The 12,093-nt window shown below is 62.1% G+C and carries 11 protein-coding genes; 1 reads left to right on the forward strand and 10 read right to left on the reverse strand.

Annotation, left to right across the window (positions count from 1 at the left end; genetic code table 11):
- Positions 1–2: 2 nt before the first annotated feature.
- From L904_RS23935 to L904_RS23945, 3 genes are read right to left on the reverse strand one after another with little or no spacing between them, the layout of a single operon-like run.
- Positions 3–1,154: an FAD-binding oxidoreductase gene (locus L904_RS23935; protein ID WP_020809920.1), complete on the reverse strand. Its 1,152-nt coding sequence runs from the start codon at positions 1,152–1,154 to the stop codon at positions 3–5.
- Positions 1,147–2,529 carry an NAD(P)/FAD-dependent oxidoreductase gene (locus L904_RS23940; RefSeq protein WP_020809919.1) on the reverse strand — a complete coding sequence of 461 codons (1,383 nt, stop codon included), beginning with the start codon at positions 2,527–2,529 and terminating at the stop codon, positions 1,147–1,149. Before L904_RS23940 ends, L904_RS23935 begins: the two co-directional genes overlap by 8 nt.
- Positions 2,508–2,819, reverse strand: coding sequence for a (2Fe-2S)-binding protein (locus tag L904_RS23945; RefSeq protein ID WP_020809918.1), 312 nt, complete (start codon positions 2,817–2,819; stop codon positions 2,508–2,510). The genes L904_RS23940 and L904_RS23945 overlap by 22 nt, the downstream gene beginning before the upstream one ends.
- A gap of 113 nt (positions 2,820–2,932) precedes the next feature.
- Between L904_RS23945 and L904_RS23950 the strand changes: the two genes are divergently transcribed.
- A complete protein-coding gene (locus L904_RS23950) occupies positions 2,933–3,856 on the forward strand; it encodes a LysR family transcriptional regulator (protein WP_020809917.1) in 924 nt (307 codons plus the stop codon).
- Between the two features lie 67 nt (positions 3,857–3,923).
- On the opposite strand, the gene L904_RS23955 is transcribed toward L904_RS23950, so the two are convergent.
- The 7 genes from L904_RS23955 to L904_RS23990 all read right to left on the reverse strand — a co-directional run bounded on the left by L904_RS23955 (position 3,924) and on the right by L904_RS23990 (position 11,997).
- Positions 3,924–4,859, reverse strand: a complete 936-nt coding sequence (locus L904_RS23955; protein WP_020809916.1) for an ABC transporter substrate-binding protein — start codon at positions 4,857–4,859, stop codon at positions 3,924–3,926.
- Positions 4,860–5,002: 143 nt separating this feature from the next.
- Positions 5,003–5,941 (reverse strand): ABC transporter substrate-binding protein, encoded by a 939-nt coding sequence (locus L904_RS23960; protein WP_020809915.1) that lies wholly within the window; start codon positions 5,939–5,941, stop codon positions 5,003–5,005.
- Between the two features lie 23 nt (positions 5,942–5,964).
- Complete coding sequence (locus L904_RS28565) at positions 5,965–7,770, reverse strand: amino acid ABC transporter permease/ATP-binding protein (protein ID WP_020809914.1); 1,806 nt, start codon at positions 7,768–7,770, stop codon at positions 5,965–5,967.
- A 13-nt stretch (positions 7,771–7,783) separates the two neighbouring features.
- Entirely contained in the window at positions 7,784–8,338 is a 555-nt protein-coding gene (locus tag L904_RS23975; protein WP_020809913.1) for a GNAT family N-acetyltransferase, read from the reverse strand.
- Between the two features lie 21 nt (positions 8,339–8,359).
- Positions 8,360–9,547: a M20 aminoacylase family protein gene (locus L904_RS23980; RefSeq protein ID WP_020809912.1), complete on the reverse strand. Its 1,188-nt coding sequence runs from the start codon at positions 9,545–9,547 to the stop codon at positions 8,360–8,362.
- 82 nt (positions 9,548–9,629) lie between these two features.
- Entirely contained in the window at positions 9,630–10,970 is a 1,341-nt protein-coding gene (locus tag L904_RS23985; RefSeq protein ID WP_035264208.1) for an LLM class flavin-dependent oxidoreductase, read from the reverse strand.
- Positions 10,971–10,992: 22 nt separating this feature from the next.
- A complete protein-coding gene (locus tag L904_RS23990) occupies positions 10,993–11,997 on the reverse strand; it encodes an LLM class flavin-dependent oxidoreductase (RefSeq protein ID WP_031233424.1) in 1,005 nt (334 codons plus the stop codon).
- Positions 11,998–12,093 lie beyond the last annotated feature (96 nt).

Consider the following 12,093-nt stretch of genomic DNA (forward strand, 5'->3'; position numbering starts at 1 on the left):
CCTTAATGGGATGCGGCAGGCTGACCACGACGAAAACGGCCGATGTGAAAATCCGCAATCGGCGTCGTGGTCTTTCCGGTCGCTATCAGCTCCGCCATCACGTCGCCGACGCCCGGGCCGATCTGGAAGCCGTGGCCGCTGAAACCGAAAGCGTAATAGAGGCCGGAGGTTGCGGCACTGTCTCCCATGACCGGCAGATCGTCGGCCATATAGCCTTCCACGCCGGACCAGGTGCGGATCAGCCGGGCATGGCGCAAGGCGGGTGCCAGCCGCAGAAGCTGACGCAGCTGGGCATCGAGCCCGGCGGGATCGTATTTCGCCCGGCGTTCGTCCAGCGCGGCGGCGCATCGTTTCACCCCACCGAAAATGACATTTCCGCGCGGGATTTGCCGCATATAGATCACTTCGCCGGGAATTTTGGTGGAGACGCCAACGACCGGGTGAATGAACCATGGCAAGGGTTCCGTCACGCCCATTTGCGGGCCGGCCACTTCCAGCGGTACCGCCTCCCCCAAAGCACCGGCAAACCCGCCGCCCCATGCGCCGCTGGCGACCAGCACCACGGGCGCGCGATAATCCCCTTCCGCCGTCGTCACCCGGAAATCCTCACCGGCCTTTTCGATGGCCAGAACCTCGCAATTTTCCACGATTGTTGCACCGTCCCGCCGCGCCGCGCGGGCAAAGGCGGGCGCGACGAGGCGCGGATTGGCGTGACCGTCATGCGGCGACCATGATCCGGCCACCGCTTCCGGTCCGATGAAGGGGAATTTCTGCCGGATGACCTCGCGCGGGAGGATATGCAACTCCAGACCATATTGTGCGGCATCGTCGCGGTATTTCTCGACCGTGGCGATCTGTTCTTCCGTCCAGAGAAACCGGATATGGCCGACGGGCATGAATTCCACATCCGCACCGGTCAGTTGCGGGATGCGGCTCCAGATATCCCGCGATCTGTTGGCGAGCGGAAGCTGCCCGAGGTAACGGCCCTGACGGCGGACATTGCCGAAATTGGTGCCGCTCGCCTGCTGACCGACAAGGAAACGCTCCAGCAGAATGACGCTGACGCCCCGTTGCCGCAGGAAAAACGCCGTGGCGGTTCCGACAATGCCGCCGCCGACAATAATGACATCCGCCTCCGCAAGCGCGTTACGCATCATCGTCTCCCCTCGCAATCGCCAGCGGCAAGGGTTTTACCGGCGCCTGCCCGCGCAACCGTCCCGCCGATTCCACCGGCAGACCAGAGGCGGCGGCGACAATCTCCTGTCCCGCCTGCCCGCAGAACCGCCCCTGGCATCGGCCCATGCCAGCCCGCGAGAAAGCTTTCGAGCGATTGACTTCCGTTGCGCCCTTGCCGGTGACGCTCGCGCGCAGCTCTCCCGCCGTCACAACCTCGCAGCGGCAGATGATCGTGTCGTCGGCAAGTGTCTGCGCCAACAGATGCGGCCAGGGGAAGGCTCGAGCCATTCCCTGCGCAAAGCGCCTCGCAGCTCTCAATTGCTTCCGGCAGCGGCCGATCTCCGTGCGGGATGGCTTCAAGCCTTGATCCTCAAGGAGCGCGAAGGCGGCAAGCCGGCCGGAGGCTTCCGCACCATCTGCACCGAGAATACGCACGCCGTCGCCCGCCAGATAGACATTCGGCACCGAACTGCGCCCCATATCGTCCACATCCGGCAACCATTGCCGGATCGGCGGATGAAAGGAGAAGCGGCAACCGGCAAGATCGGCAAGCTGGCTTTCCGCCCGCAGATGATAGCCCGTACCGACCGCATCGCAGGCGAGGCGTTTTTCGTCACCGGACGCATTCCGGTAGCGAATGCCGGTCACGCCGCTCTCGGCGTCACCGATAATCTCTATCGGCACAATGCCTCGCTTGATCCTTACCCCGCCAGCCAGCAGCGCCCCAACGAGCCGCATGCCCTTGAGGAGCTGCGTTGGCCGCGCCATCATTCCCGGCAGACCCTTGATCTGCGTGGAAAACGGTGTGGTATCCAACACCGCCACGGGGGCCGCGCCTGCCTTCATGTATTGATAGGCAACGAGATAAAGCAGCGGTCCCGTGCCCATGAAAACCACCCGCCGGCCTATCGCACAGGCTTGCGCCTTCAGGGATATCTGCGCAGCGCCAAGCGAAAAACATCCCGGCCTCGTCCAGCCCGGCAAAGGCATGATGCGGTCGGTCGCACCCGATGCGATGATAAGGGCATCGAAATTGAGAGCTTCGGATGTCTCGGCGCGCTGAATATGAATGCGATTGTCGCGGATTGCCCATGCGAGGGTCTGCGGCCGGTAATCGATGTGGTCTGAAAGCCCGTCGAATGCCTCGTGCAGAGCCTTCGCCTTATCCGCTTCCGTGCCGTAAAGGGCCGCATAGGAACGCCGGAAATTTTGCGGCTGGCGGCGATAGATCTGGCCGCCGCTGCGATCTCCCTCATCGATGACGACGGGGCGGAGCCCCGCCCGCACCAACGCCTCGGCGGCACGCGTACCGGCGGGGCCGGCGCCCACGATCACGACGCGCAAATCTGCCATAACCCCTCCGGAACCTCGGTTCTGATATCCATGCCCGGGAGGACGGGGGTGGAACAGGCACGCAGCCGCTCACCTTCACCCGTCCAGACCCAGCAATCCTGACAGGCGCCCATCAGGCAGAACCCCGCCCGCTTGCCATCGGCGAACTCGGACAAACGGGCAAAGCCGCGCGAGAGCATCAGCGCCGTCAGCACTGTGTCTCCCTCCAGCGCCTCGACCGGCATGCCGTCGATCAGGACAGGGCAAGCCGCGCGTCGCTCTTCGGCGATGCGCCTGAATCTGGCCAGCATCCGCGTTTCCTTTCCCGAAACCTTCGCAGGCACCTCTCCTGCACCCTCACAGATTTCCACGGCAGAAGGTTTGCCGCCAATCGCAAATGGTCGCTTGAACAGAACCTTGGGTTATGGAAGAGATGACGCCGGAGGTTTCCATGAACGCCCGACAGCTTGAAATTTTCCGCGCCATCATGCGCGACGGCTCCGTGACGGCGGCCGCCAATTCGCTTGCCGTTTCCCAGCCCGGCGTCAGCAAGGTGCTGCACCATCTGGAAAGCCAACTGGGTTACAAGCTGTTCGAGCGCATTGGCGGGCGGCTGGTGCCGACGATGGAAGCACATCTGATCTATGAGGATGCCGACCGGGTTTTTCGCGAACTTGAAGTTCTGAAAAAGCTGACGCGCACCATTGGCGAGCGCAAGCTCGGCCTTCTGCGCATCGGCGCCAGCCTGCCGGTCACCTATTCCGTGCTGCCCGAGGCGCTGCTTGCCTTCCGGCAGGCGCATCCGACGGTCAAAATCCATCTCAACGCCCTGCCCAAAAAAGAGATTGCCGAACAATTGCTGCTGGGAGACATCGATTTTGCGGTAACGCTCTCCACCATTCAGGCGCCGACGGTGCGCAGCGAAATTCTCGCCTCCGTACCGGTCGTGGCGGTGATACGGCACGATGATCCCCTGGCCGAAATGATGACGGTGACGCCCCGCGACCTCGCCGGCAGGCCGCTGATTTCCTACGGCAACCATGCGGACGAGATCGGCCCGCAGCTGAACGAGGTCTTCGAACGCGACGGGCTTGTGCGGGATGTCTCGGTGCAGGTCACCTCATCGGTCGGTGCCGTGCCGCTGGTACGCGGCGGCATCGGCATCGCCCTTGTCGACGGCCTGGTGCGCTGGAACAGTTTCGAGGGAGTGACGGTGCGCCCGTTCATGCCTGAAGTGACGATGAATGTCGCCGTTTCCACCAACACGGCCCGGCCGCTCTCGCGCTTCTTCAAACCCTTCGTCGGTGAATTGCGAAAGCTCTTTCGCGCCCTTCCCGCGCAGAATTGACGGACAAAACAATACCCGCAAGGCCTGAGCCTGCGGGTATTGCAGTCCGCCGCATGTGTTCGAACGATCAGCTTTTCGGCAGGCCGGGCGGGTTGGTCCGCGATTCCGGCAGGGCTTCTTCCGATAGCTGCCAGCGATCCAATATCTTCGCGTAAGCGCCGCTCTTGATCAGATCGTTGGTGGCAAGCGTCAGCGCATCGGCCAGTCCCGATCCCTTGCGGGTGGTGATGGCGACATCGGAACGCTCCGGCCAGCCGGCCGAGAGCGTGCCGACACGCTTGATTGTCTTGTCGCGCGCGGCGATGAAGACCAGCTGCGCATGCGGCTGGACAATCACATCCGCCCGCCCCGCTGAAAGGGCCACAAGCCGGGTCGCTTCATCATCGTAATATTGCAGCTCAATCGGCTTCAATCCGGCGGCAACGTTCTCGTCGCTCCATTTCAGCAGAATGCGCTCCTGATTGGTGCCGGCGCCGACGATGATCCTCAGGCCGGCCGCGTCCTTCGGCTCGCGGATGGCGGTTATGCCGCTGTCTGCCTTGACGAAAAATCCGTGCAGGCCCTGACGATAGGTGGAGAAATCGAACTTCTCCTTGCGCTGCTCGGTAACGCCCACATTCGAGATCACCGCATCGTATTTGCCGGAGGCAAGCCCCAGCGGCCAGTCCGCCCAGGCGACCGCCACCAGTTCCAGCTCCAAGCCGAGGCTGTCGGCTACCGCAAGCGCATAATCGGGATCTGCGCCGACCACCGTTTTTGCATCCGTCGCATAGGTCGCGAGCGGCGGTCCGCCGGGTGCGACCGCGACCGTGAGTTTGCCCGGCGTGACGAATTTGAAATCCTTCGGAACGGCGGCAATTGCGCCGGGGTCTTTTTCGACCCGGATGCGGCCGGGCTGATCCGGCGACAGGTCGAAGACATCGGTTGCGAAAGCCGACCCAAGACCGACGATGGAGAAAAATGCGCCGAGCGTGGCGGTGGCGAGACGAGAGGTGAAGGTCATTGTGGTTTCCCGATAGGATGATTGCGGGACGGAGGTGGCGCGAGCGGGAGGATGCCCGCGCCACCGGCTGAGTGATGTCCCACCTTCAACTCAGCTTTTTGGCAACTCAGCTTTTGGCAACTCAACCTTTGGAAAATCTGGCCTCAGCTCTTGGGCAGGCCGGGCGGATTGGTGCGGGATTCGGTGATGGCTTCGGAACCGAGATTCCAGCGGGCAAGAACCTTGCCGTAATTGCCGTTCTTGATCTGGGCGTTCAGCGCGGCGGTGATGGCCTCGGCTATGCCTGCGTCCTTTTTCGAAGCGACGGCGATCTCGGCCGCTTCCGGCCAGCCGCCGGAGAAGGTGCCGACAAGCTTCGTCTTCTTCTGGCTTGCCGCCTGGAAAGCAGAGGTCGCGTTGGGGCCGAGATAGGCATCCGCACGGCCGGATTGCAGGGCGACGTCAAGCACGGCCTGATCGTCGTAATATTGCACCTCGGTATCCGCCAGTCCCTTCGCCTTGTTGTCCTTGATCCATTTCAGCAGGATCTGCTCCTGATTGGTGGCGGCCCCGACGATGACCTTCAGCCCTGCGACATCCTCCGGCTTGCCGATTGATGTGACCTTGCTGTTATTGCCGACATAGAAGCCGAGCAGATCGTTGCGGTAACTGGAAAAATCGAACTTTTCCTTGCGGGCTTCCGTCACCGTGATGTTGGAAGTAACGGCGTCATATTTGCCGGATGCAAGACCGAGCGGCCAGTCCGCCCAGGCGATCGGAACAAGCTGCAGCTCAAGGCCAAGGCTGTCGGCGACCAGCTGGGCGATATCCGGCTCCACGCCGATCGGCGTTTTCGTGTCGCTCGCATAATCCACCAGCGGCAGGCGGAAGGGAACGGTCGCAACCGTCAGCTTTCCGTCGGCGATGAATTTGTGGCCGGCGGGCAGAAGCTTGATTGCCTCTTCCACCTTTTCGGCGCGCACCCGTCCCTTCTGCTCGGGCGACAGGTCAACCTCCTGCGCATGCGCGGCCGGGATGAGCGCAGCGGTGGCGGTGAAAAGACCGCCGGCAAGCAGGGACAATAATTTCGATGAAAATGCCATGTGAGTGTTTCCTTTGTTGTTGATTAGAGAACTTTTGCGAGAAATTCGGCCGTGCGCGGGTGGTCCGGCTTGTTGAACACCTTTTCCGGCGTGCCCGTTTCGAGAATGCGGCCCTGTTCCATGAAGACGACCCTGTCGGAGACTTCGCGGGCAAAGCCGATTTCGTGAGTGACGATGATGAGGGTGACGCCGGAGCGGGACAGCTCCTTGATGACATCCAGCACCTCATTGACCAGCTCCGGGTCGAGCGCGGATGTCGGCTCGTCGAAGAGCAGCACCTTCGGCCGTAGCGCCAGAGCCCGGGCAATCGCCACACGTTGCTGCTGCCCGCCGGAAAGCTGGCGGGGGTAAGCGCCGGCCTTTTCGGCCAGACCGACGCGGGCCAGAAGATCGCGCGCCTCGGCTTCCGCCTGTTCTTTCGATATGCCGCGAACCACGACCGGCGCTTCGGCGATGTTTTCAAGCGCCGTCAGATGCGGGAACAGATTGAAGCTCTGGAACACCATGCCCACTTCGACGCGGCGCTTCAGAATGTCCTTTTCCTTCAGCTCATAAAGCGTGTCGCCTTTCTGGCGATATCCGACCAGTTCACCGTCGATGGCGATGAAGCCGTCGTCGACACGCTCCAGATGGTTGATGGAGCGCAGCAGTGTGGACTTGCCGGAGCCGGACTGGCCAAGAATGGTGGTGACGCTGCCCGCCGGAATGGAGAGCGTGACATCGTCCAGCACTTTCAGGGTTCCGAAGGACTTGGAAACGCCGTGGATATTGACCGAGCCGCCACGATTGCCGAGCTGGAAACTTCCCGTCCTGGCGGCGGCCGGTCGTTCAGGTCTTTCAATGGCGGGCGCTGGCGTCTCCACCGCTTCCGGCAAAGGCTTGCGCGGCAGGAAGGTGCGATAGAGCGTGACAAACAGCGAGGGCGGCGGATTGCGCAACGCGCCGCGCGAGAAGTGCCGTTCGATGTGGTGCTGAACGATGGAAAGCGCGGTCAGGATCACCAGATACCAGACGGTGGCGACCATCAGCAGCGGGATCACTTCCAGATTGCGGCGATAGATGATCTGGATCGTATAGAACAGCTCCGGCAGAGCGAGGATATAGACCTGCGACGTGCCCTTTGCGAGCAGGATGATCTCGTTGAAACCATTGGGCAGAATGGTCCGCATCGCCTGCGGCAGCACGATCCGCGAAAACTGTCGGCGGCGCGGCAGGCCGAGGGAGGCCGCCGCTTCGAGCTGACCCTGCTCCACCGAGAGGATGCCGCCACGCACGATTTCCGATGAGAAAGCGGCGGCATGCAATGTCAGCCCCAGAACCGCTGCGGCAAAGGGTGTCATGAGCTGTGTCGTATTCCAGCTGAAGAAATTGATGCCGGTATAGGGCACGCCGATCGTCACGGTCTCGTAGAGATAACCGAGATTGTTGAGGATCAGCAAAAGTACGATCAGCGGAATGGAACGGAATATCCAGATATAGGTCCAGGAGATCGCGACAAGCAGGGGCGAACCCGAAACACGGGCGAGCGCCAGAACCGTGCCGAGCACGAAACCCAGAAAAGCGCCAAGCACGGTCAGCAGCAGCGTTCGGCCGAGCCCCACAAGCACCGGTTCGGCAAAGAACCATTCCGCAAACACGTTCCAGCCCCAGCGGGGATTGCCGAAGACGGAATGCAGGATGGCCGCAATGATGAGAACTGCAAGCACGGTGCCCGCCGTGCGCAGCGGATAACGGGCGGGGACGACGCGAAAATGCGCGTAGCCGTGCCTGGCCGGCTCACCCTTCTGTTCGCTCACCGCAACATGCGGAAAATCGGAGGCTATTGTCATCGGAGAAAGCCTTTCAGGGATGAGCCGGTGAAAGTTGCGGCCGGACGGCCTGTATCGGCGCGCCATCCGGGATGGAGGTGGCCGTGTCGGAAAGAAATTTTTCAAAGGGCAACGACCGGATCGTCTCGGGATCGGCCGCGGTATCGAACAAAGCGCGATAACCATTGGTGAGATAAAGACCGACCGCTTCCGGCTGGCGGAAGCCGGTGGTCAGATAAACGCGGGCATAACCCTGCCGGATCGCCTGCTGCTCCAGTTCCCGGAGCACGATTTTCGCAAGCCCCTGCCGGCGATGGGCGGAATGGGTCCAGACCCGTTTGAATTCCGCCGTTTCGTCATCGTAGCGCATGAAGGCGCCGCCGGCGATCGCTTTGCCGTCGCGCAGGAGCAGCAGGAAATTGCCCGATGGTGGGCTGAAGGCTTCCGGCGGATATTTGTTCAGTTCCGCCTTGGCCCCTTCCGCATTGAAGAACGTGCCGTAACGGCTGTCATATTCGAACAGCAACTCCTCCAGAAGCGGGGTTGCGAGCGGATCCTTGACCGATGTGTAGAAAAAACTGTCGCTCATGTCCTTGTCCTAATTTTCGCGTCAGGAGAGATAGGCTTCCGCCAGCCGCACCCAGAAGCGTGCTGCCGGCGCGATGATCGCGTCGTTAAAATCGTAGTGGGGGCTGTGCAGCGGCGCGCTGTCGCCATTGCCGATGAAGAGATAAGAGCCGGGCCGCTCCTGCAGCATGAAGGCGAAATCCTCACTCGCCGTGCGCGGCTGGAACGCTTCGGCGATCTGCCCGGCGGCGAAATGCCGTTTGGCGACATCGCGGGCGAAGACCGTCTGAGGGGTATGGTTGATGACCGGCGGGAAACCGCGGGAATAGGCGACCTCGGCCTGCGCGCCGAAGCTCTCGGCCTGCGCTTTGGCCAGCGCCGGAAGCCGCTCCTCCAGCCTCTCACGCACGGCAGGCGAAAAAGCCCGGGCGGTGATCTGAAGCTCGACGCTCTCGGGAATGACGTTGGAGGCGGTTCCGCCATGGATGGAACCGACCGTCAGCACCGCCATCTCGCGCGGATCGACATTGCGCGAAACGATGCTCTGCAGGGCGGTGACGAAGCTTGCCGAGGCGAGAACCGGATCGACCGTCTCATGCGGCGCGGCGCCATGCCCGCCCTTGCCGACAATCCGCACCTTCGCCTTGTCGACGGAGGCCATGGCGGGGCCTTCGACGAAACCGAACTGCCCGGTGTCGACACCCGGCCAATTATGCAGCCCGAAGACGGCATCGACCGAAAACCGCTCGAAAAGCCGGTCCTTTATCATCGCCCTTGCCCCGGCGCCGATCTCCTCGGCCGGCTGGAAGATCAGCGTCAGCGTGCCGGAAAAATTCGATGTTTCGGCAAGATACCGGGCGGCGGCAAGCAGGATCGTCGTATGGCCATCGTGACCGCAGGCATGCATGACGCCCTGCGTCTGGCTGGCATAGGCAAGGCCGGTTTCCTCGACAATCGGCAGGGCGTCGATATCGGCGCGAATGCCGACGCGCTTGTCGCCATGACCGCGTTTCAACGTGGCGACAACGCCGTGGCCGCCGACACCTTCCGTCACCTCATATCCGAACGACAAGAGATAGCGGGCGATGAGCGCCGCCGTGCGTTTTTCCTTGAGCGAAAGCTCGGGATGCCGGTGGAGATCATGCCGGATGGCGATGCTCTCGTCGATGAAGGCAAGGATTCCCCGTTCGGCGTCGTCCTGCGGACGCGCGCCGTCAATGCGGATATTCATGGTTCTGTCTCCTGCGCGGCTCGCTACGCGCCGCGTCTTGAAATCTGAACCGGACGGCAATCGTCTCCGCCCGGCTGCAAGCTCAGGCGATGGCCTTGTCCGACCCGTTTTCGCGGCGGGAATAGACGCTTTCCCTGAAAGGCAGGCCGAGATGGTCGCGCAGCGTCGCCCCTTCCAGATGCGGATCGAAATAACCGCGCCGTTGCAGCACCGGGATGACGAGGCGGATGAAATCGTCCAGTCCCTCGGCAATCACCGGGAAGCCCAGAATGAAGCCATCGGCCGCATCGTGCTCCACCCAGCGGATGATTTCGTCAGCCACCTTGTCCGGGGTGCCGATGAAACCTTCGCGCGGGGTCGCTGCCTCCAGCGCCGCCTCGCGCAGCGTCTGGTTCTTTTCCTTGGCGCGCCGCTTGATGCGGTCGGTCGTGGAGCGGAAACTGTTCTTGCCGATCTCGCCGAGTTCGGGGAAAGGCTCATCCAGCGCATAGACGCTGAAATCATGATGATCGAAGAAACGGCCGAGATAGGCCAGCGCATCCTCGATGGTGATGAGGTTGCGAATGACGTCGTATTTCGCCTCCGCTTCCTCCTGCGTCTCGCCGACAATCGGGCCGATGCCGGGGAAAATCTTCACATCGGCAGCCGACCTGCCCTGCGCGACGGCGCTCTGTTTCACACGCTTGAGGAAAGTCTGGTTTTCCTCAAGCGAAGCGGAATTGGTGAAGACCGCATCCGCATGTTTGCCCGCAAGACCGATGCCGGCATCGGAGGAGCCGGCCTGGAACACGACCGGCTGCCCCTGCGGCGAACGCTGGATATTGAGCGGGCCTTCCACCTGGAAGAAACGGCCCTTATGGCCGAGCGTGTGGAGTTTGGCGCGGTCGAAGAACTGTCCCGTCTCGCGGTTGCGCAGGAAAGCGTCGTCGTCCCAGCTATCCCACAGGCCCTTGATCACTTCGAGATATTCGTCGGCAATCTCGTAACGCAGCGCATGTTCGGGGTGGTTGCGGCTGTAATTCTTCGCCGTACCTTCGAGCGGCGTCGTCACGGCATTCCACCCGGCGCGGCCGCCGCTCAGGAGGTCGAGCGAGGCGAACTGGCGGGCAATGGTGAAGGGGTCGCTATAGGAGGTCGAAACGGTGCCGGCGAGACCGATCTTCGAGGTCACGGAGGCGAGCGCCGAAAGGATCGTCAGCGGCTCGAACCGGTTGAGGAAATGCGGGATCGACTTGTCATTGATATAGAGCCCATCCGCCACGAAAGCGAAGGCGATGCCCGCCGCTTCCGCCTTCAGCGCGGTCTTCCTGAAGAAGTCGAAATTGACGCTGGCATCCACCGGGCTTTTGGGGTGCCGCCAGGCATTCATGTGCCCGCCGGGGCCCTGAAGCATGATGCCGAAACGGATTTTCTTTCTCGTCATGTCATTCCCTCCTCAGAGAAAATTACGCCGCCCGGGAAAGGCGATGCGTGGCAAGCAGTTCTATCGAGGCAAGCCGCTGATCGGCCCCGACATGCGGCGGCTCGATGATGAATTCCTCGATGCCGTGCTCTTCGGAAAGCGCACGAAGCGCCTTGTGAATATCCTCCGGCCCGCCATGCAGGACGTTGGGCTTGCGCTCTTCGATCTGGTAATCGGTATCGCCGGACTGGCGGGCGAATTCCTCCGCCTGTTCACGCCGGCCGAGGTTGAATGCCCGGCCGTCGCTGAGGAATACCCGGTAGATGCGCTGACCTTCCACCTGTCTCGCAGCATGGGCGGGGTCACTGGCCGCAAAAGCCGACAGGGCAAGGATCGGAGCGCTTCCGCCGCTTTCTTCCCGGAAAGCCGAGAGGCTGCGGCGAAGAACCTCCGCATCGCCATTGAGGTGGCCGGCAAAGACGAAATTCCATCCCCTTGAAGCCGCAAGCCTTGCGCTTTCCGGGCTGGCGCCGAGCAGGAATCGTTCCGCAGCGACCGGCGGTACAGGTGTTGCCCGCAGCCCGGCCTGTACGTGGTCCTGCGGCGCGGCGCCGGATAGAAACGTGGTGAGTTCACTGAAGGCCGTTTCGAAATCCGGTTTACGGGCAGGATCATAGGCCTGCTGCAAGGCCGACGTCGCCAGCGGCAACCCGCCCGGTGTCTTGCCGATGCCGAGATCGACCCGGCCGGGCGCGAGCGACGACAGCACGTTGAAAACCTCGGCGACCTTGTAAGGGCTATAGTGCTGCAACATGACGCCGCCCGAGCCGACGCGAATGTGGGAGGTCTTCGCCAATATCCACGCAACCAGCGCTTCCGGTGCGGAACCGGCAAGCTCCGGCGAATTGTGATGTTCGGCCACCCAGAAACGGCGGTAACCCAGCTCTTCGGCACGTCTGGCAAGATTGATCGTGTCGCGGAACGCACTCGCCGCGTCCTCACCCGTCGGAACCGGGCTCTTGTCCAGCAAACTGAGCGTATACATCATCACCTCGCGTGTCTTTGATGCATACTTTGTCTACCGATTTTATATTCTAATAAAGGATGATCGTTCCACGTTGCAGCGCGATCAGAGAAAATATTG

It is taken from the genome of Agrobacterium sp. LY4 (genome assembly GCF_001526585.1).
Classification (GTDB): domain Bacteria; phylum Pseudomonadota; class Alphaproteobacteria; order Rhizobiales; family Rhizobiaceae; genus Agrobacterium; species Agrobacterium leguminum.

Excerpts from the sequence above, each read along its gene's own strand:
- L904_RS23935 (WP_020809920.1), bottom strand. The coding sequence starts at position 1,154 with ATGCGTAACGCGCTTGCGGAGGCGGATGTCATTATTGTCGGCGGCGGC.
- L904_RS23940 (WP_020809919.1), bottom strand. The coding sequence starts at position 2,529 with ATGGCAGATTTGCGCGTCGTGATCGTGGGCGCCGGCCCCGCCGGTACG.
- L904_RS23945 (WP_020809918.1), bottom strand. The coding sequence starts at position 2,819 with ATGCTGGCCAGATTCAGGCGCATCGCCGAAGAGCGACGCGCGGCTTGC.
- L904_RS23950 (WP_020809917.1), top strand. The coding sequence starts at position 2,933 with ATGGAAGAGATGACGCCGGAGGTTTCCATGAACGCCCGACAGCTTGAA.
- L904_RS23955 (WP_020809916.1), bottom strand. The coding sequence starts at position 4,859 with ATGACCTTCACCTCTCGTCTCGCCACCGCCACGCTCGGCGCATTTTTC.
- L904_RS23960 (WP_020809915.1), bottom strand. The coding sequence starts at position 5,941 with ATGGCATTTTCATCGAAATTATTGTCCCTGCTTGCCGGCGGTCTTTTC.
- L904_RS28565 (WP_020809914.1), bottom strand. The coding sequence starts at position 7,770 with ATGACAATAGCCTCCGATTTTCCGCATGTTGCGGTGAGCGAACAGAAG.
- L904_RS23975 (WP_020809913.1), bottom strand. The coding sequence starts at position 8,338 with ATGAGCGACAGTTTTTTCTACACATCGGTCAAGGATCCGCTCGCAACC.
- L904_RS23980 (WP_020809912.1), bottom strand. The coding sequence starts at position 9,547 with ATGAATATCCGCATTGACGGCGCGCGTCCGCAGGACGACGCCGAACGG.
- L904_RS23985 (WP_035264208.1), bottom strand. The coding sequence starts at position 10,970 with ATGACGAGAAAGAAAATCCGTTTCGGCATCATGCTTCAGGGCCCCGGC.
- L904_RS23990 (WP_031233424.1), bottom strand. The coding sequence starts at position 11,997 with ATGATGTATACGCTCAGTTTGCTGGACAAGAGCCCGGTTCCGACGGGT.